Genomic DNA, 19,001 nt, shown 5'->3' with positions numbered 1-19,001 from the left:
CAGCTTCGCCACATAACGCCACAAGACATGAATGCAGTTGAACCTGTTCCTTGGTTGCAAGGACAGTTATTGGGGATTTCGCCGTTCTGCCGCCGAAGCCTGCCTCGTTTGACTTTGGGGTATCTTTGGGTCGCTGGCGGACTGTGTTATGGCGGATCGAAGGATAACGGCTCCGTCTTCGACGGGTTTCGAGGTGGTATGAGCACGGCGCAAGCAGAAATTTCCACAATTCTCATGGATAAGGTTGCCGATTGGCTGACACAGTCGGCGCTGGCGGGCAACGAGCTGGAAACCTTGGTAAAGGGGTTTTGCGAACGGCTGGCTGCTGCCGGCCTGCCGCTGAAGCGGGTGCATTTGAGCTTTTCGATGCTTCATCCGCTTTATGACGCGCTTGGCTTCACCTGGCTTCGCGGCCAAGGCATGGAAGTGGAAGGCTTCCGCAAAAAGGACGGCGTTCATTCTGACAGATTCCTGACCAGCCCATACTACCATCTGCTCAGCAACAAGCTCGACCATCTGCGGCGTCGGCTCGACCCTTCGGTCCCGTCGGAATTTCCTGTTTTCGATGAGCTCAGGCTTATGGGCGTGACCGATTACATGGCTTTCGTCCATCCTTTCAACGGCAATACCAGTCAGGGCATGATCGGGTCATGGTCCACCGATAGTGCTTCAGGTTTCACCGACAGCATGATTTCGGCGCTGCTGCGTATCCAAAACCATCTCGCCATCGCAACCAAAATGGCGGTGCTCACCAAGCTGGCCGACAACATGATGACCACTTATCTCGGCGGCGACGCCGGCAGACGCGTGCTGGACGGCCAGATCAAGCGCGGCGAGGGCGACACAATCCGGGCCGCACTGGTCATGGCCGATATGCGCGGGTCGACAAGGCTTGCCGAAACTTCCGGCCGCGAAATCTACATCGATACGCTGAACCAGTTTTTCGATGCCATTGCTGCGCCCTTCAATCGCAATGGCGGGCAGATCATGAGTTTCATAGGGGATGGCTTCATTGCCGTCTACCCTTGCGAAAGGCATCGCTCGCAGTCCGAAATCGCCTGCCAGTCTGCTCTGGCGGCAGCGCACAAGGCCACTGCGCGCATGGTGGATCTCAATCTGCGAAGGAAGGAAAAGGGGTTTTCCGACATAAAATTTGGCATCGGCCTGCATGTCGGCAACGTGATGTTCGGCAATGTCGGGCTTACCGACCGGCTCACATTCTCTGTCTTCGGCTCGGCTGTAAACGAGGTCCAGCGCCTCCAGACCCTGACCAAGAAATATCCGCACCGCGTTCTCGCCAGCAAAGACTTCGCCAGCTATTGCGGCGCCAACAGCTGGCTGACGCTCGGCAACGAGGAACTGGCGGGGATCAAGCAGAAGCTGACGGTGCTTTCACCCGATCTGTCGGGCGCTCTCGCACTCGATGAAGACGGTGCGCTGGAGTCGATTTACGACCGGAGATCGGAGGCCGAGCAGGTCATGCTGCTTCATCGCGATGCCGCACGGCTGTCGGCGGGCGACCCGAGGAAGCTCCAGTAGCGCGCCCCAATCTGATCCGAACGCCTTTGGTAAGCAGTCCGGTCGCCGGATTCGCCACTGGCGACCGTTTCGAATCCAAGTTGCTCTAGGCTGGCAATGCGCTAGTCTCGCTTTCTGGGTCTGCCGCCCGGTAGGCCGGCAGGAGTGGGCTGGTGTGAGAATGAATTCGGGCGTTGATCTACTTCGGGTCGAAGACGTTGGCATCTCTTTTGCCATTATCGGAGGACCGTTGCATGCCGTCAGGCGGGCAAATCTTCGCGTCCTTCCCGGCAAGGTTACCGCGCTTGTGGGCGAGTCCGGTTCCGGAAAATCGGTTCTTAGCCAGGCAGTAATGGGCATTTTGCCGAACACAGCCCATGTTCGTGGCCGTATCCTATTTTCCGATCCTGAAAAGCCCGGCACGACGCAGGATATCCTGCAGATGCCGCGTGATGGACCCGAGATCCGGGCGTTGAGAGGCAGCCGCATCGGCAAGATCTTTCAGGAGCCCATGACATCGCTGTCGCCGCTGCACACGATCGGCAACCAGGTCAGCGAATCCCTGCAGATTCATACGCCCACGGCTCGGGCAGAGCGCAAGGCGCGGACCGAGGAAATGCTCAGCCTTGTCGGCTTTCCCAATCCCAAGCGCGCCTATGACATGTATCCGTTTGAACTTTCGGGAGGATTGCGTCAGCGCGCCATGATCGCCATGGCGCTTATCTGCCGGCCCGCCTTGTTGATCGCCGACGAGCCGACGACGGCGTTGGACGTCACCATCCAGGCGCAAATCCTGCAATTGCTGCGCGAGCTTCAGACGAAGCTGAACATGGCGATGCTGCTGATCACGCACGACCTTGGCGTGGTCGCCAACGTCGCCGACGAGGTGGTGGTCATGTACCATGGCGAGATCATGGAAGCGGGACCTGTGGAGGCGATATTCCGCCGGCCGGGCCACCCTTACCTGAGGGGCCTGATGGCAGCCGTACCGCATTTCGACCTGAAGCCCGGCGAAAGGCTAAAGGCACTCCGCGAGGTGCCGGTGAATGTCGGGAACCTGCTCGGCAAGCAGACGGCGCCGGCATCGAAGGGGCCGGACGACCTCCTGCTGTCGGTCAGGGATCTGACAAAGACCTTCACGATCCGCAAGTCCGGGTGGTTCGGCGGAGATCATCAAACCTCTGTTCGCGCCGTGGACGGCGTGAGCTTTGATATCAGGCGGGGTGAGTGCCTGGGTCTTGTCGGCGAAAGCGGCTCCGGCAAAACCACCGTCAGCAAGATCCTCATGCGGGCTGTCACCCCTAGCAGCGGCTCTGTGATCTTCAATGGCCGCGATGGTCCGATCGACATCTTGGAAGCCGAGGGAGACGCCCTGCGCATGCTGCGCGCGAAAATCCAGATGGTCTTCCAGGATCCGGTTTCGTCGCTTTCACCCCGCATGACGGTGGAGAACATTTTGAGCGAGCCGCTGGAAATCCATCGACGTGGCAATGCCGCGTCCCGACTAGCCACGGTCAAGAGCCTGATGCAGGCAATCGGGCTCGACCCGCGCTTCATAAAGCGTTATCCGCATAGTTTCTCCGGCGGGCAGCGTCAGCGTATCGGCATCGCGCGCGCGTTGGCACTGGGGCCTGAACTACTGATCTGCGACGAGCCGGTTTCGGCACTCGATGTCTCTGTCCAGGCGCAGATCCTGAACCTTCTGAAGGACCTGCAGAAGGAACTGGGCCTGACCTACCTGTTCATATCCCACAACCTGGCGGTCGTGGACTACATGGCAGACCGCATCGCGGTGATGTGCGGCGGGCGTATCGTCGAGCTCGCGCCGCGCGAAATTCTGCTTAGGAAACCGGTCCACCCCTACACGCGCTCACTGGTCGCCGCAGTACCTTTCCCCGATCTCGACAGGCCGATGGATTTCAAGACGCTGACACTCAGCGGCGCTTCCGACGCCAGCGCATGGGCACCGCAATTCCGCGACGAGGGCGACGAGGACGTGCTGTCGCCGCTCGATCTTGGCGGCGGCCACCTCGTGCTGGCCCGACGTTCGGCCGATGTCAGCGAGCTACGCCATTGATCAGCCGTCGCACCGTCCTTGGACTCATGGCTTCGGCATTTCTGCCGGGCACGTTGTGCGCCGGCGATCTGGAGCCGGAATTTCTTGAGCCGCAGCTGAAGGCCAGGGCGCTGCCGGCACTCGCCGAACGCCTGCCCAAGCGCCCGCGCGCGTTGAATCTCGCTTCGATGGGCCGGCAGCCCGGCCAATATGGCGGCACGCTGCGCACGATCATCGGCAGCCAGAAAGATATCCGGATGATGACGATCTACGGCTACGCTCGCCTGGTCGGCTATGACGAAAAGCTTAACCTGCAAGCCGACATTCTCGAAAGTTTCGATGTAGCGGATGATCGTGTCTTCACTTTTAAGATGCGGGAAGGACATAAATGGTCTGACGGCAGCCTGTTGACGTCGGAGGATTTTCGCTATTGCTGGGAAGATGTCTGGCTGAACGATGAGCTTTCGCAAGGCGGGCTCGCCCCGGCCCTGATGGCGGACGGCAAGCCGCCACGCTTCGAGATCGTCGATCCGTTGACGGTCCGCTACAGTTGGGATGCACCCAATCCCGACTTCCTGCCCAAGCTCGCCGCTGCTTCGCCCCTATCGCTTGTTCTGCCGGCCGCCTATCTCAAGCAGTTCCACAAGAAATACCAGGATCCATTCCGGCTCGCCGGCCTAATGAAGGAGAACCGGGCCCAGAAATGGACGCTCTTGCATATCCGCATGTCGCGGCAGTATCGCCCGGAGAACCCGGAACTGCCGACGCTCGATCCCTGGCAGAACCGGACCAAGCCGCCGGCTGAGCAGTTCGTCTTCGAGCGGAACCCGTTCTTTCATCGAATAGACGAGAATGGCCGGCAACTGCCCTATGTCGACCGGATTGTCATGAGTGTCAGCTCGTCGGCGATCATTTCCGCCAAGACCGGTGCGGGCGAGAGCGACCTGCAAGGCATGGGAATTGACTTCACCGATTACTCCTTCCTGAAGGATGCGGAGAAGCGCTACCCGGTGAAGATGCATCTCTGGAAACGCACACAAGGTTCGCGGCTGGCGCTGCTGCCCAATCTGAATTGTGCCGACCAGGTGTGGCGTGGCCTTTTTCGTGACGTGCGCGTGCGCCGCGCACTTTCGCTCGCTGTGGACAGACGCGAGATCAATTTGGCTGTGTTCTACGGATTGGCGCAGGAAAGTGCCGATACGGTCCTGCCGGAGAGCCCGCTCTACCGGCCGGAATTCGCGAAAGCCTGGGTCGCCCATGATCCCGACCAGGCCAATGCCCTGCTTGACGAGGTCGGGCTTCAGGCGCGTGACGATGACGGCCTGCGGATACTTCCCGACGGACGCCCGGCGCAGCTCGTAGTGGAAACGGCCGGCGAAAGCACGCTGGAAACCGACGCGCTCGAGCTCATCACCGATCACTGGCGCAAGATCGGCATCGCCCTGTTCATCCGGACTTCGCAGCGCGATATCTTCCGCAGCCGCGCGCTTGGTGGCCAGATCATGATGTCGATGTGGTCGGGCATCGACAATGGCGTGCCGACCGCCGACATGAACCCCTCCCAACTGGCCCCCACCGTCGATGACCAGCTGCAATGGCCGCTCTGGGGTGCTCATTACTTGTCCCGTGGCAAGGTCGGCGAAGCGCCCGATCTTCCGCCCGTGGTCGAGTTGATGGCTTTACTCAAGCGCTGGAACGCATCGACCGAAGCCACGGAGCGCGCCGAGATCTGGAATTCAATGCTGTCGATCTATACCGATCAGGTATTTTCGATCGGCACGGTAAACGGAACGCATCAGCCGGTTCTGGCATCCTCGCGGCTGCGCAATCTGCCTGACAAGGCGCTCTACGGCTACGACCCGACCGCCTATTTCGGTGTCTATATGCCGGATACATTCTGGCTTGGAGAGTCCTGAGCGTGCTTCGATATTTTGTCTGGCGCATTGCCGTGATGGTTCCAACGCTGCTGGTCATATCGGCACTGGTGTTCACGATCATCGAACTTCCCCCAGGCGACTATTTCGACAGCTATGTTGCCGAGCTTCGGGCTCAGGGCGAAGCGGTGGATTCCGATCGCATCGAGATGATGCGCAAGGAATATGGTTTCGACAAGCCACCGGTCATTCGCTACTTCTACTGGGTCGGCGGGATGCTGCACGGCGATTTCGGCTATTCCTTCGAATATGAGCTGCCGGTTCGCGACGTCGTCGGGGACAGAATGTGGCTGACGGTGCTGGTTTCCTTCGTCACGATCATCTTTACCTGGCTCATCGCCTTTCCGATCGGCATGTACTCCGCCACGCATCAATACAGCTGGAGCGACTACGGCCTGACTTTCTTCGGCCTTCTCGGCCTTGCGATTCCGAACTTCATGCTGGCGCTGATCCTGATGTATTTCGCCAACATCTGGTTCGGCACGTCTATCGGCCATCTCATGGACCAGCAATATCTCGGCGAGCCGATGAGCTGGGCCAAGGCGAAGTCGATCCTCGCCCATCTCTGGATTCCGGTCTTGATCATCGGCACCGGGGGCACGGCAAGCATGATCCGGCGGCTGCGCGCCAATCTGCTCGATGAGCTACATAAGCAATATGTCGTGACCGCGCGCGCCAAAGGCCTTCATCCCTTCAGGGCGCTGGTCAAATATCCGCTGCGCATGGCGCTCAATTTCTTCATTTCAGATATCGGCTCTATCCTGCCGGCCATCATCTCCGGCGCCGAAATCACCGCGATAGTGCTGTCTTTGGAGACGACCGGACCGATGCTGATCAAGGCGCTGCAAAGCCAGGACATGTATCTGGCAGGGTCGTTCCTGATGTTCCTCGCCTTCCTGACGGTCATCGGCGTCCTGATTTCCGACCTGGCGCTGGCGCTACTTGATCCGCGAATTCGTTTGCAAGGCGGCAGCACCAAATGAACACGCAATCGCCGCTGCCCGCTCCGGGCGCCCCACTGCAACACTACGTTTCCATCGCGCCCTTTGACCTGCAGTCGGTCGAGGAGATGACGCCGGAGCAGTCGAAGGTCTTTCAGGCGTCGCAGCTGCGGCTGATGTGGTGGAAATTCCGTCGGCACAGGCTTGCCCTTGTATCCGGCATATTCCTGGCAGCGCTTTATTTCGGGATACTGATCTGCGAGTTCCTGGCGCCCTACGATCTGCACACGCGCAACATGGACTACATCTATTCGCCGCCGCAGCGGGTGCACCTGTTCCACAACGGCCAGTTCGTCGGGCCGTTCGTCTATGGCCGCCAGATGACGCTGGATATGGACACGCTCAAGCGGAACTACATCGAGAAACAGGATGATGTTCAGCGGATCCGTTTCTTCTGCAAGGGCGACAAGTACCGGTTCTGGGGCCTGATCGAAGGTGACAGGCATTTTGTCTGCCCCGCCGAAACCGGTCAGCTCTTTCTGGCCGGCACCGACAGGCTGGGGCGCGATGTGCTCTCGCGCATCATCTATGGCGCACGCATTTCACTGACAATCGGCCTTGTCGGCATCAGTTTCAGCTTCCTGCTCGGCATTGTCATCGGCGGACTGGCTGGCTATCACGGCGGTATCTTCGACCTGATCGTTCAACGGATAATCGAAGTTCTGCAATCGATCCCCAGTATTCCGCTATGGCTGGCTCTGGCGGCGATCATGCCGATAACCTGGAGTCCAATCCTGATCTATTTCGGCATCACCGTCATCCTCGGGCTGCTCGACTGGACCGGACTGGCGCGGGCCGTGCGTTCGAAGCTTCTAGCCTTGCGCGAGGAGGATTACGTTCTGGCCGCGCAATTGATGGGCGCCAGAAGCAGCCGCATTATACGGCGGCATCTCATTCCCGGCTTCATGTCGCATCTGATCGCGACGGCGACGATCTCCATACCCGGCATGATCCTGGGCGAGACGGCGCTGAGCTTCCTCGGGCTCGGCCTGAGGGCACCGATAACCAGCTGGGGCATCCTGCTCACCGAGGCGCGCAGCGTCAGCGTGATCGCGTTCTATCCATGGCTGCTTTTGCCGATGCTCCCCGTCGTTCTCGTCATCTTGGCGTTCAACTTCCTCGGCGACGGGTTGCGGGACGCCGCGGACCCCTACAAGTGACATCGCTATTCCGCCGCGCGCTGCGCCGCCAAGTCCACTCGGTACGATCCTCGTTGGCAGCCTGTTCGGTTGTTGCAGTGCCCATAGTGGGCCTCTATATGCGACGAGGCTCGATCGGGGTTTAATCGCGGGCATTGCCGATCTTTTGAGCTGGTTCAGGACACACAAACGCATATGAGTCGCCTCGACAGTTTCATCCGGAGGATGACCGCACAGCGCGACATACTCGATCATGTCTGCGCCGAGGTGGCGAAGATGGAGGGGCCCGTGCTCGAGCTCGGCCTTGGCAATGGCCGGACGTTCCATCATCTGCGCGAGCGCCTGCCCGGACGCCGGATCGTGGCGTTTGACCGCGCACTTGCCGCACACGCCAGCTCAATTCCCGAAGCTGAAAACCTCGTGCTCGGCGAAATACGCGAGACGGCGAGCAGGTTCATTGGCATCGAGGCCGCTCTCGTTCATGCCGACATCGGCACCGGCTACGAAGATCGTGATGCAGTGACCTCTACCTGGCTTCCCGATCTGACCGCGCGCCTGCTTCGCGTCGGCGGCATCGCGGTCAGCGGCACGCCGCTCGATCACCCACAGTTGCAGCGCCTCGCGCCGCCGCCTTCGGTTCCCGCCGATCGCTATTTTATCTGTAGGCGCGTGTGAGGGCCCGGGAGGACCCAGGTCTTCAGGGGCCAAATCTTCAGGGCCAGGCCTTCAGGGGATCGTGTATACTGCTATCTCCCGGTCAATGCCGCGCAGCGAGACCTCGTGGGGCACGGGCGTCAGCGCGTTCCTGTGTAAGAGATCGGCGGTGAGATTGTCATCGACCACCGCACGAGTGGCGAAGATTGCCTGTGCGTTGGCAAGGTTCTGGACCCGCGAAGCAATATTGACCGTCTGGCCGAAATAGTCCTGTCGCTCGTTCATGGACACGGCGATGCAGGGGCCGGCATGGACGCCGATCTTGAGCAGCAGGTCCTCGCGCCCGCTCTTCTCGTTGAGCGCCCGCATGGCATCGCGCATCCTGAGGGCCGCAGCAATCGCACGATCAGGCGTCGCGAAGGTCGCCATCACCGCATCACCGATCGTCTTGACCACCGCGCCTGCCTCCGCCGCGACGATCTCGTGCAGAACCTGGAAATGTGCGCGCACGAGATCGAAGGCCGCAAGGTCGCCCACCCGCTCGTAAAGCGCGGTCGAACCGCGCAGGTCGGTGAACAGGAAGGTCAGGCTGGTGATCTTCAGGCGCTGGTTGATGTCGAGCGTATCCGTGCGATAGAGATCGCGGAACGTCTGGTTGGTTAGCAGGCGCTTGGCGGTGAGGAATGGCCGGCGTTTGCCCAGGAAATCATGCAAGGCCTGGCCGGCGATGAAGACCGTCGGCAGCACGCGGGTGTCGGTCCTATTTTCCAGGGAAATGCGCAGCGGGCCGGGTTGCATCTCCAGCGTCTGGTTCTGGACATGGTCGCGGTCGAAGACCAAAGAGAGGCTTCGGCGCTCCTTTGTCGGTTCGCCCTTCACGTCGATGAACTGCGCTGAATGGGTGACCGGCTCGAAGACGATGATGAATTCGGACGGAAGCTGTATGGGCAGAAGCGCCTTTTCACCGGGCGCAAGCTCGATATCTTCCAGCGAAAACGCTTCCAATTTTTTCGCGAAATCCTCATCCGGGACATCGACGCCGGACGCCCAGTAGATCTGGCGGAAATATTCCACCATCGGCAGTTCGTGTGGATTGTGGGCGGCAATCCTGCGTATGCGGGGACTGACGGTGAATGTCACCTCGACCATCTCGTCGAGGGTCGGCGAATAGCCCTCGGAGCACAGCGCGCAGGTGTATTCGTCCTTCTGCAGGGTTTTCAGCGTGGCGTTGGTGTCGAGCACGCCGCCACAGCCGGGGCACAGAACGTTCCAGGAAACGTCGAAAATGCCCACCCGGGCCGCGTGGAGAAAGGCGCTTATGGCGCGCTCCTCGTCGAGGCCATGCTTGCTGGCGAACGCTGGCGCATTGATGCGGCAAAGTTCGCGGTCTTTGCCCTCCGCGACGGTTCGCTTGATTGCGTCGATTACCAGTGGATCGACATCGGTCGATTGCCGCAGAAGCGAGAACAGATCCTGAGCTTCGTTCATCGGGCTGGCTCCGAAAAATGCGCCTCCCAGGCGTGTTGATCGGACCGCTCTTTTGTCCGAGTGTTTCATTTTACTTCGAAACGGATCATTCGAATAGACAGCCTGGTGATGGTTCAATTTCCATTCGGTGGATTTTCACTTGCCGCAAGCGGCACTATGATGGTCGATAGGCATTCACCTTTGGGGCTCTCTCCGATGCCGGCACCCAACAACCCGCCATTTCCCGCGGCCCTGCGCCTTTTCTCTGTGGTGGTCATCATCGTCCTGATCATAGGCGCCGGCCTGTTTTTCGCGCCTGTGCTGGTCAAGCCGGGCTGGCCTTGGGCCGTCACGCCGTTCAATGCTCGCTTCCTCGGCGGCTTCTACACCGCCGAAATGGTCGTGATGGCGGCGCTGCTGTTTTGGAACCGCTGGTCGCCCGGCAGGCTCGTGCTCGTCATGGCCTTCATCTTCACCGCCATCGTGTCGGTGGCTTCGTTCGTCAATCTCGGCTATTTCAACTTTGGGCGCAAAGCGCCCTGGCTCTGGTTTTTGGTCTATCTGGGCTCGGTCGCGGTATCCGGGATGTTCCTGTGGCGGGCCAGGGCCCGTCCTTCTGCAAAAGGCGTGACCTTAAGCTCCGCGTGGCGCGGCTACATGCCGGTGGAATCGGTGATCCTTGGGGTCTATGGCGTCGGCCTGTTGCTGTTTCCCCTAACGTTCAGCAGCATCTGGCCATGGCCGGTCGATGCCTTCCACGCTCAGCTCTACAGTGCCATCTTCCTCGCCGGTGCGGGCGGCATATATCTCGTCTGGAGAAGCGCGCCGCGCGAGGAACTGCTGGTGCTCGGCCTGGCGCAGTTTCTGGTTGGCCTGCTTGCTATCGTTGGACTCGTCATCACCGACGCTGCGGTGCATCGGATCGACTGGACGGCGACCGGGACATTGTGCTGGCTCGCCCTTTTCGGCTGGATCGGCATCAGTGGCGTCTTCAAACTCTACGCCGCCTCCCGGTATTTTAGCTCGCAATCGGCATCATAGGTTGCAAAGACGGCTGGATTTTCAGGTGCCGTCCGGTGCATCGTGCCGGGCCGATTGCCTTCGCCGGGAACGCCATGACCAACACGACCTCGCCATCTTCCGAGAAAATCCGGCCGCAGCTCCGATCCGTCCGGCCAAGCGATGCGGAGGCGCTTTGTGCTATCTTCAACATGCCGGGCTTCCGCTGGGGCACGTTCAGGATGCCCTTCGAGATGGTGGAGCAGGTGGAGCGGCGCATCGCCAAGTCCGGCCAGGAAACCACCTGGATCGTTGCGGAGTTGGACGGCAAGATCGTCGGTCATGGCAGTCTGGTCGTGCAGGGTTCGCCGCGCCGTTCGCATATCGGCGAGATCAATATCGGCCTTGACGATGCCTTTGTCGGCAAGGGCATCGGCTCTGCCATACTTGGGGCGCTGCTTGACGTGGCCGACAATTGGCGCGCCCTGAAGCGGGTCGAATTGACCGTCTATGCCGACAACGAACCGGCCATCCGTCTCTACAAAAGCCACGGGTTCGAGGTCGAAGGCCGGCATGTGAAGGCCGGTTTTACCGACGGGCAGTACCGCGACCTCCTGAGTATGGCCCGGCTGCGGTTCTAAGATCCGCTGTTTTGCCTTAGGTGTTCAGCCGACCCAACAATTCGTGCCGGATCCGCTCGCACTTGGCGTTTGCCCCGCAAGCGGCTAGACGGGACCGATGACCGCCGTCTTTGATCCAACCCCTGCGCCTCCGGTGGAAATTCTGGCTGTGCTGTCGCTGCTCTGCCCGGAAGTCGTGCGTGACATCGAGCAGAACTGGAATGCTCCGGTCTCCGACTACGCCCGCCATCTGTGGCGGCCGGTGGCAAGGCCTGCATCGGGCCCGGCGATCGCTGCCCGCTCGATCCTGCGCGAAGTCCTGCATCAACGCCTCGGTGTAATTATGCAGCCTGAGGAGATCGGCAAGGCCCTCGAAGAGTTCGAGCACAGACCGGTAATTCAGTCCGGCCTGCACTGCCTGCTTCTGATGGACCGGATCACCTTCGATGCCCTTCTGTTTGCCTGGCTCGGCGCGGTCGAAAACGAGCTGTCTGCCTTCGTCGGCTTCATGGGAACGACGATGACCATGGAGACAATTGGCCGGGAAGGGCCCGGATGGCTCGAGGTCGGCGACGACAAGGTCAACCTGTTTGGCATGGGGCGCCACAAACTGTGCCGCAAGAGCGTCTGCGCGGCCGGTCCCGTCTCCCTCAACAAGCGCGCGCTCGAAGCGGTGGGCGATGAAACGGATGCCCGCCGTTGGCTAGGTACACTGCTTGCCAGTCAGGACAAGGTCTTTGGAACCGCCGCCGATGCCATGACAGCCCTCAACGAGGATCTGGTCGCCAATTGGGATCGTTCCGGCATGGCCCTGCCGGTTTTCATCGATGATCGGCTCGCCGCTTCTGCCATGGCGCGGCATCTGGAATATGAAGGCAGCCTTCTTTCCAGGCTGCTCATCGAACCCGCAAGGCGCCACCGTCTCGAACATGCCTTGCAAGAGGCCGCATCAGGCCCATTCGGCAGATTCCTGCCCAATGCCACGGACTATTTCTGGGGCATCCGCGAGGAGCGCGTGCGCAAGCTCGTTCTTGAGAACGGGCACCTGATCGAGCCTGACAGGCCGCATGGTCTTTCCATCCCGTTCGAGCGGCCGCATCTCAAGCAGGCACTGCTGGACGGCGTGCTGCTGCCGAACTTGTTCTTGACCTTCCTCGTTCTTGCCATATTGCCGCGGGTGCGGGTTGTCGGCGGCCTGAGACAGATTGGCTATGTAGCGCTTTTCCACTCGATCCTGCTGGCTGCGTTGGAAAAAACCGCGCCGGAAGAGCGTGATCTGGCTGCGGAGCTGCAGGTAAGGGAAAATGCCTGGGGCACCCGGGTCATCGATGAAAAGATCTCGGTCCGCGAGCAGCTTGCCGGCCTGCCGGAAGGGGCGCTCTTCGCGGACCTGCTCCGGCAATACCGTTCACGGACATTTGCCGAGACCACCAACAACCTGAAACTGGTTCGCGAAAACGCGCGATGGCGCAAGATCGGCCAAGCCTACAGCGTCTGATCCGGCCGCATGGCCTTACCTGTCATTGCACGATGCCGGCCTTGCGGAGCCCGTCGACCATGAGTTCGAAATCGGCAGGGTTCTTGTAAGGCAAGACTTTGCGACGGTATTCCAGCGAATAGCCAGGATTGACGCGAAGCACATCCTGCCATGCCGCGCGGGCCTCGGCGAGACGGCCCAGATGGCCGTAGCTGGCAGCCAGAAGCGCGCGCGAGACGTCGGTGACGGCGTTGCGCGCCAGCCGTTGCAGCAAGAGGTCAACGGCCTCGTCGAACCTTCCCAGTTGAAACAACGCCAAAGCCTGGAAGTGCAGAAGCACATCCGGAAAGTATGGGTTCAGGGTCTTTCCCCGGGCGAAACTCTCAAGGGCCCCCTCGGGTCTGCCCGAGTAATACAGCGCCTCGCCGCGGGCGACGTGCGCTTCGGCGAAGTTCGGATTGAGGACCAGTGCGCGCTCGACCTCGTCGATGGCCTCATCGTGCCGTCGTGTGTACAGCTTGGCTATCGCCAGCGCCCAGTGCGCCCAGGGATCGCTGTCATCCAGCGTTACCGCTCGCGTTGCGGCCTCCTCCGCTTGCGCCATCGATTCAGGCGGTGACGCACCCCACCTGTTCAGGTAATCGATTCCGTGCGTGAGGGCGAGGAAAGCGTAGGCAGAGGCAAACTTCGGGTCCAGTTCGGTGGCGCGTTGCAAGAGGTCGCGGGCCGCGACATTCGTCTCCTTCGTCAGCCGGTGCCACAGCTCCCTGCCCCGCAGGAAACAGTCATACGCCTCCGTGTTGCGCGGGTGCTCCGGCGCCAGCCGCTGACGGTCATCCTCAGTCAGATTGAGCGCCAGCGCACCGACGATCTGCTGCGTCACGTCGTCCTGCACCGCGAATATGTCGGTCAGGTCGCGATCAAACCGCTCCGCCCAAAGATGGCCGCCCGTGGTTGCATCGATGAGCTGCGCGGTGATGCGCACCCTGTTCCCCGACTTGCGTACGCTGCCCTCGAGTACATGCCGCACGCCGAGCTTCGTGCCCACCTCCTGCACATGGACGTTCTGGCCCTTGAACGTGAACGATGAATTGCGTGCGATGACGAAGAGTTGCGACAGTTTGGACAGGGCCGTGATGATGTCTTCAGAGATGCCGTCGGCGAAGTAGTCCTGTTCGGCGTCACCGCTCATATTGGCGAACGGCAGGACGGCGATCGACAGCTTCGGCGGCACTGCCGTAGCCGGCCGGCTCGTCGCGGTTTCCGAGATCGCGGCCGCCTTGGTCCCGGCGCTGCCGACTTGCAGCGAATAGACCCGGATCGGCTCGGCGATGTTCTTGAGCTGTGTGCTGCCGAGATCGCTGACCGAGAGGTCGAGCCTCGCCTTGACCTGGCGATAGGCATCCTCGGACAGGCAGATGGCGCCGGGCGCCGCGACTCCCTCCAAACGCGAGGCGATGTTGACGCCGTCGCCCATCAGGTCGCCGTCGCTTTCTTCGACCACATCTCCCAGATGGATGCCGATCCTGAACTCGATACGGCGGTCCTGCGGCACGCCGGCGTTGCGCTCAACCATGCCATTCTGAACCTCTATGGCGCAGCGCACGGCATCCACCACACTGCGGAACTCAACCAGCGCCCCATCGCCGGTGCGCTTGATCACCCGGCCGTGGTGCACCGCGATGATCGGATCGATCAGGTCGCTGCGCAGTGTCCGCAACCTCGCCAAAGTACGATCTTCATCCGCGCTCGCGAGCCGGCTGTATCCGACCACATCCGCAGCCAGGATTGCGGCTAGCTTACGATTCTCGCTCAAGGGTTCGTCTCCTCATCTCCACGATAGCAGGAAGACCGAAGCAAGAGGGAACTTTCGCAACCGACAGCCACGCAGCAAACCGAATTGGCTGTGCGCTGCCACAGGACCCACCCGACCGCCGGATGCCCATTTGCGCTGCCGCTTGCCGGTCGACGGCTATCGGTTCATGCTTGTGAATATCCTGGCCGTGAAGTGCGTAGGGAGATCACGCCGTCACGGCCCCTAGTGAGGTCTGGTTGGATGGACTGCTCAGGCTGCGGTTTCAAGGTTGAGGGCGGTTACGCTTTCTGTCCGAGGTGCGGCAAGCGCCAGCCCGTGCCATGCGCCAGTTGCGGCTATCCCTGCGCACCTGATTTCGAGTTCTGTCCGAAATGTGGGGCAAGCGTCGGTGCGCCCGCAAAAGCCGTCGAACGGCCTGCTCCGACACCAAGCCGAACCATTGTGCCGCCTTCTCGAACTCCGTCGCTGCTTGCGAACATCGAAAGCGATGAAGGGCTGCATCCTGTCTCCGACGCCGATCGCAGGACGGTAACGGTCCTCTTCGCCGACCTTTGCGGCTTCACGACACTCAGCGAGCAGCTCGACCCCGAGGTCATGCAAACGCTGCAGAACGAACTGTTCAAGGAACTGACGGCGGCCGTGCGAAACTTTGGTGGTTTCGTCGACAAATTCATCGGCGATGCACTGCTCGCTTTGTTCGGTGCGCCGGTCGCGCATGAGGACGATCCGGAACGTGCGCTTCGCGCCGCTCTCGACATGATCGCCCGGACGGCGCGGCTCGGCGAAAGCGCCTCCCACTCCGGCGCGCCTCTGTTACTCCACATCGGCATAAACACTGGTCCGGTCGTCACTGGCGGATTGGGCATCGGCACCGCCAAATCCTATTCGGTGACCGGCGACACGGTGAATACGGCGCAACGCCTGCAATCGCTGGCCGCACCGGGTGAGGTGCTGGTAGGCGAGCTCACTCACAGGCTGACCCGGCATGCCTTCTCATACGAGTCGCTGGGCGATGTCGTGCTTCGCGGCAAGGCTGGCAGTGTGCTCGTCCATCGACTGGATGCACCGCTTGCAGCGCCGCGAGCAGCGCGTGGGCTCGAGGCGCTCGGCCTCAGCGCGCCGATGATAGGTCGTGCTGCGGAGCTCCATAGAATGCTGGCGAGCCTTGACCAGGCTTGCGGCGGCTCGGCCCAACTTGTCCGCCTCGTCGGAGAAGCCGGTATCGGGAAATCGCGGCTGGTGAAGGAGTTCGTCGCCCGCGTCGGCGACGAGGATCGTTTTCGCAACGTCGCCGTGCGGCAGGCCACGTGCTCACCGCTGGGCGAACAATCATTTGGCGCCCTAGGCGCAGTGGTGCGCAGCGCTGCCGGGATGATGCAAAACGACGATGGGGACGAAATGCGGGCGAAGCTCGCAGGCTTGCTTGCCGATCTCGGCCTGCAGGGCGAGGAGGCGAAGCGGCTGATGCCTTTGCTCTACCATGTGCTTGGCCTTGGCGACCCCGATGCCACCTTGCAGCATGTCGAACCCGAGCAGCTACGGCGGCAAATTCTCTACGCGGTCCGCACAATCATCGAACGGCGGCTTGCGTTGTCGCCGCTGTTGATTGTCGTCGAAGACCTGCACTGGGCCGACGCCGTGTCGCTCGAGGCACTGCGTTTCGTGATGGACAGGTTGGAACGCACGCGGTTGATGGTGCTGGTCACGCATCGCCCGGCGCCGGACAACAGCCAACTCGACTCAAGTCGGGTCAGTCACACAGCGCTCAGGCTTTCGCCGCTCAACAGCGATGAAGGTCGCAGCCTGCTGGCGGCGCTTTTCGGCGAGAGCTGGGTAAGCTCCGCGGGAGGGCTCGTCGATCAGATCCTCGAGCGAGCGGGCGGCAACCCTCTTTTTTTGGAGGAGATCGTTCGCGGCCTTATCGATCGCGGTGTACTGATGCGCGAGGGCCAGCGATGGCGGACTGTGGCAGGCGAAGTCGCAACCGGCATTCCCGCCACTATCCAGGCAATGTTGCTTGCTCGCGTCGACCGGCTGCCACAAGGGGTGCGCCGGTTGGCCCAGGAAGCCGCGGTAATCGGCCCGCGCTTCGATGCCACGCTTCTGAAAACCGTGACAGCCGACCCCGCCCGGCTAGAAGCCGGCTGCGAACTGCTTTGCGATGCGGAAATCATCGAGGAAGTTGCCGGATCAGGCTCGGTCTCGTCGCAAAGCTACCGCTTTACGCAAACATTGCTGCAGGACGTGATCTACCAGAATCTGCTCCTGCAACGCCGGACCGAAATCCACGGGCGGATAGGTGCTGCCTTGGAGCAACTGTGCGGCGATAATCCGGAACGGCTAGAGGATTTGACCGTGCTCGGTCATCATTTCGCACAGAGCGCCGAGCGGGAGAAGGGCGCGCATTACCTGCAGGCGGCCGGCGATCGCGCTCGCATGATATACGCCAACGACGATGCCCTTCGTTTCTACGAGCGAGCACTGACTGCGTTGGAGGCGACCGGGCAAACACCGCTCAAGCTGACAATTGCCGAGCGCATTGCCGATTTGAGCGGCTCCGCAGGCCGCCGCGAGATCGCGCACCATCACTACGAGGCGGTGTTGCAGGCATACCGCGAGTCGGCCAATCGCGTCGCGTCGGCGCGAGTTTTGCGTAAGATCGGTCGGCTGCTCTGGGACGTCGGCAAGCGGGAGAAGGCAGAATCCCGCTATGCTGAAGCGGCAGCGCTCCTCGATGGAGCGGATGCCCCGGTCGAGCAGGCGCATCTCTGGCAAGAACGTGGCCGACAGGCTTTCCGTAGCGGAGATCACGCTCTCGCGGCAAAATGGGCAGACGCGGCGTTGGATTGCGTACGCATTCTGACAACGGAGCATGTCTCCGAGGTGGGGCGTGAGGCCACTCTTGTGACCGCCGAGGCACTCAATACCAAGGCTGTCGCGCTGGCTCGCCTTGGGCGAAACAGTGAAGCCGTGCGTCAGGTCGAACACAGCATTGAATTGGCCGAAGCCGCCGGTCTGCTGGGCGCGGCCTGCCGCGGCTACACCAATCTCGGCGTGCTTTACACGACCATCGATCCGGCACGGGCGATGGAGGTCTGTCGGCGCGGTCTTGAAGTCGCGCGCCATATTGGTGATTTGGGCTTCCAGGCGCGCCTTCTCGCCAATCTGGCGGTCGCTTGTTGTACTTTCACGGATCGCTGTCCAACAGAGGGCGTGCCTGCTGCCGAGAAAGCCATCGAGATCGACCGGGCACTCGATCAGCGAGAGCATCTGCCGGTGCCGTTGATTGTGCTTGGGCAGATCCACCAGTGCAACGGCCGTCCGGAACTGGCCGTTGGCTTGTTCCACGAAGCACTGGACGTAGCCCGCGAAACGGGCGAACCCCAACTGCTGTTTCCGTGCTATGATGGTCTGGCAACGCTTAATCTCGACCTCAACAATCTTGCCGAGGCCGAACGCTACTTTTCCTTGGCGCAGGGTATATGCGCCCAGCACGGGCTCGACCCGGAAGCGCTTGTGGTGCTGCCTTTTCTCGATTAGCCGGGGTTGGAGATTGGAAATGTCCGCGCCTAGTGACTTGGTACCGCTTCAACCGGGCGACCGTGCACCGAACTTGGTACTCGACGCCATTACCCAGGAAGGCAAGATCGCGCTTGACGACTTTCGCGGGCAAAAACCGGTGCTGGTCGGTCTGTTTCGAGGTCTGCATTGTGCGTTTTGCCGGCGCCATATCGCCGCTCAGGCGCGGCTTGATCCGGAGCTGCGCGAAAGGGGTGTGGAGAGCCTGACGGTGGTCAACACGCCGATCGAACGGGCGCGTCTCTATTTCCGCTACCACCCGATGCCAAATCTGCTTGCGGCCTCAGATCCTGAACGCGCTTCACATCGTGCTTTTGGACTGCCAAATCTCGAATTCACCCAAAACGAGACGAACTGGCCGTACAAGGTCTCGATGGCAGTGGCAAAGGATATGCGGGTCGACTTACCAGGCGAGTTGCCCGGTCCCATGGATCCTTTTGCGGCCAGCGAATTCCTCGGCAAGAAGGACAATTACGAAGTGACCGAAGCCGACCAGCAGATGATGGCAACGGGACACGGACAACTGATTGGCCAATTCCTGCTGGACCGGCAGGGGATCGTCCGCTGGAGCTTCACGGAGGTTCCAGAGGGTGGGCGATACATGTTTGGGGCGCCAAACCCGCAGGAACTGATGTCAGCCGTGTCCCAAGTCGCCCAATAGACCGTCGGAAGACTGCAAATGATCCGCATTGCTGCCATTCGCGATGCGGACAATGAAGGGCACCATCGGGTCAAAACTTC

13 protein-coding genes are annotated in these 19,001 nt (G+C 61.1%); 11 read left to right on the top strand and 2 right to left on the bottom strand.

Translation table 11 applies throughout. The features are described 5' to 3' along the window. Nucleotides 1-198: 198 nt before the first annotated feature. From NKG99_RS00440 to NKG99_RS00415, 6 genes are all read left to right on the top strand, one after another. Entirely contained in the window at nucleotides 199-1,539 is a 1,341-nt protein-coding gene (locus NKG99_RS00440; RefSeq protein ID WP_352863477.1) for an adenylate/guanylate cyclase domain-containing protein, read from the top strand. 160 nt (nucleotides 1,540-1,699) lie between these two features. Further along, nucleotides 1,700-3,595 carry an ABC transporter ATP-binding protein gene (locus NKG99_RS00435; RefSeq protein WP_352863475.1) on the top strand — a complete coding sequence of 632 codons (1,896 nt, stop codon included), beginning with the start codon at nucleotides 1,700-1,702 and terminating at the stop codon, nucleotides 3,593-3,595. Then, a complete protein-coding gene (locus NKG99_RS00430) occupies nucleotides 3,592-5,490 on the top strand; it encodes an ABC transporter substrate-binding protein (protein ID WP_352863170.1) in 1,899 nt (632 codons plus the stop codon). Before NKG99_RS00435 ends, NKG99_RS00430 begins: the two co-directional genes overlap by 4 nt. 2 nt (nucleotides 5,491-5,492) lie before the next feature. Beyond that, nucleotides 5,493-6,491: an ABC transporter permease gene (locus NKG99_RS00425; protein ID WP_352863168.1), complete on the top strand. Its 999-nt coding sequence runs from the start codon at nucleotides 5,493-5,495 to the stop codon at nucleotides 6,489-6,491. Continuing rightward, nucleotides 6,488-7,669 (top strand): ABC transporter permease, encoded by a 1,182-nt coding sequence (locus NKG99_RS00420; protein WP_352863166.1) that lies wholly within the window; start codon nucleotides 6,488-6,490, stop codon nucleotides 7,667-7,669. The genes NKG99_RS00425 and NKG99_RS00420 overlap by 4 nt, the downstream gene beginning before the upstream one ends. 174 nt (nucleotides 7,670-7,843) lie before the next feature. Next, nucleotides 7,844-8,323, top strand: a complete 480-nt coding sequence (locus NKG99_RS00415; RefSeq protein ID WP_352863164.1) for a class I SAM-dependent methyltransferase — start codon at nucleotides 7,844-7,846, stop codon at nucleotides 8,321-8,323. 51 nt (nucleotides 8,324-8,374) lie between these two features. Here the strand turns inward: NKG99_RS00415 and NKG99_RS00410 are convergent, their stop codons facing one another. Beyond that, nucleotides 8,375-9,790 (bottom strand): adenylate/guanylate cyclase domain-containing protein, encoded by a 1,416-nt coding sequence (locus NKG99_RS00410; protein WP_352863162.1) that lies wholly within the window; start codon nucleotides 9,788-9,790, stop codon nucleotides 8,375-8,377. A gap of 195 nt (nucleotides 9,791-9,985) precedes the next feature. On the opposite strand from NKG99_RS00410, the gene NKG99_RS00405 reads away from it, so the two are divergent. The 3 genes from NKG99_RS00405 to NKG99_RS00395 all read left to right on the top strand — a co-directional run bounded on the left by NKG99_RS00405 (nucleotide 9,986) and on the right by NKG99_RS00395 (nucleotide 12,886). After that, the gene (locus tag NKG99_RS00405) at nucleotides 9,986-10,810 is read left to right on the top strand and encodes a hypothetical protein (protein ID WP_352863161.1); all 825 of its coding nucleotides are present in this window, start codon (nucleotides 9,986-9,988) and stop codon (nucleotides 10,808-10,810) included. Nucleotides 10,811-10,884: 74 nt separating this feature from the next. After that, nucleotides 10,885-11,409, top strand: coding sequence for a GNAT family N-acetyltransferase (locus NKG99_RS00400; protein ID WP_352863160.1), 525 nt, complete (start codon nucleotides 10,885-10,887; stop codon nucleotides 11,407-11,409). A gap of 97 nt (nucleotides 11,410-11,506) precedes the next feature. Further along, nucleotides 11,507-12,886, top strand: coding sequence for a hypothetical protein (locus tag NKG99_RS00395; RefSeq protein ID WP_352863159.1), 1,380 nt, complete (start codon nucleotides 11,507-11,509; stop codon nucleotides 12,884-12,886). Nucleotides 12,887-12,908: 22 nt separating this feature from the next. Here the strand turns inward: NKG99_RS00395 and NKG99_RS00390 are convergent, their stop codons facing one another. Beyond that, nucleotides 12,909-14,681 (bottom strand): adenylate/guanylate cyclase domain-containing protein, encoded by a 1,773-nt coding sequence (locus tag NKG99_RS00390; RefSeq protein ID WP_352863157.1) that lies wholly within the window; start codon nucleotides 14,679-14,681, stop codon nucleotides 12,909-12,911. 240 nt (nucleotides 14,682-14,921) lie between these two features. On the opposite strand from NKG99_RS00390, the gene NKG99_RS00385 reads away from it, so the two are divergent. Both NKG99_RS00385 and NKG99_RS00380 read left to right on the top strand, forming a co-directional pair. Then, on the top strand, nucleotides 14,922-18,221 hold the full coding sequence (locus tag NKG99_RS00385; RefSeq protein WP_352863156.1) for an ATP-binding protein: 3,300 nt from the start codon (nucleotides 14,922-14,924) through the stop codon (nucleotides 18,219-18,221). 19 nt (nucleotides 18,222-18,240) lie between these two features. Then, entirely contained in the window at nucleotides 18,241-18,921 is a 681-nt protein-coding gene (locus NKG99_RS00380) for a redoxin domain-containing protein (RefSeq protein ID WP_352863154.1), read from the top strand. Nucleotides 18,922-19,001: the final 80 nt, after the last annotated feature.

It is taken from the genome of Mesorhizobium sp. M1409 (assembly GCF_040317535.1).
Classification (GTDB): domain Bacteria; phylum Pseudomonadota; class Alphaproteobacteria; order Rhizobiales; family Rhizobiaceae; genus Mesorhizobium.
Note: the sequence above shows the minus strand (reverse complement) of the source record. Positions and strands in the feature narration are given on the sequence as shown.

Excerpts from the sequence above, each read along its gene's own strand:
- NKG99_RS00440 (WP_352863477.1), top strand. The coding sequence starts at position 199 with ATGAGCACGGCGCAAGCAGAAATTTCCACAATTCTCATGGATAAGGTT.
- NKG99_RS00435 (WP_352863475.1), top strand. The coding sequence starts at position 1,700 with ATGAATTCGGGCGTTGATCTACTTCGGGTCGAAGACGTTGGCATCTCT.
- NKG99_RS00420 (WP_352863166.1), top strand. The coding sequence starts at position 6,488 with ATGAACACGCAATCGCCGCTGCCCGCTCCGGGCGCCCCACTGCAACAC.
- NKG99_RS00415 (WP_352863164.1), top strand. The coding sequence starts at position 7,844 with ATGAGTCGCCTCGACAGTTTCATCCGGAGGATGACCGCACAGCGCGAC.
- NKG99_RS00410 (WP_352863162.1), bottom strand. The coding sequence starts at position 9,790 with ATGAACGAAGCTCAGGATCTGTTCTCGCTTCTGCGGCAATCGACCGAT.
- NKG99_RS00405 (WP_352863161.1), top strand. The coding sequence starts at position 9,986 with ATGCCGGCACCCAACAACCCGCCATTTCCCGCGGCCCTGCGCCTTTTC.
- NKG99_RS00400 (WP_352863160.1), top strand. The coding sequence starts at position 10,885 with ATGACCAACACGACCTCGCCATCTTCCGAGAAAATCCGGCCGCAGCTC.
- NKG99_RS00395 (WP_352863159.1), top strand. The coding sequence starts at position 11,507 with ATGACCGCCGTCTTTGATCCAACCCCTGCGCCTCCGGTGGAAATTCTG.
- NKG99_RS00385 (WP_352863156.1), top strand. The coding sequence starts at position 14,922 with ATGGACTGCTCAGGCTGCGGTTTCAAGGTTGAGGGCGGTTACGCTTTC.
- NKG99_RS00380 (WP_352863154.1), top strand. The coding sequence starts at position 18,241 with ATGTCCGCGCCTAGTGACTTGGTACCGCTTCAACCGGGCGACCGTGCA.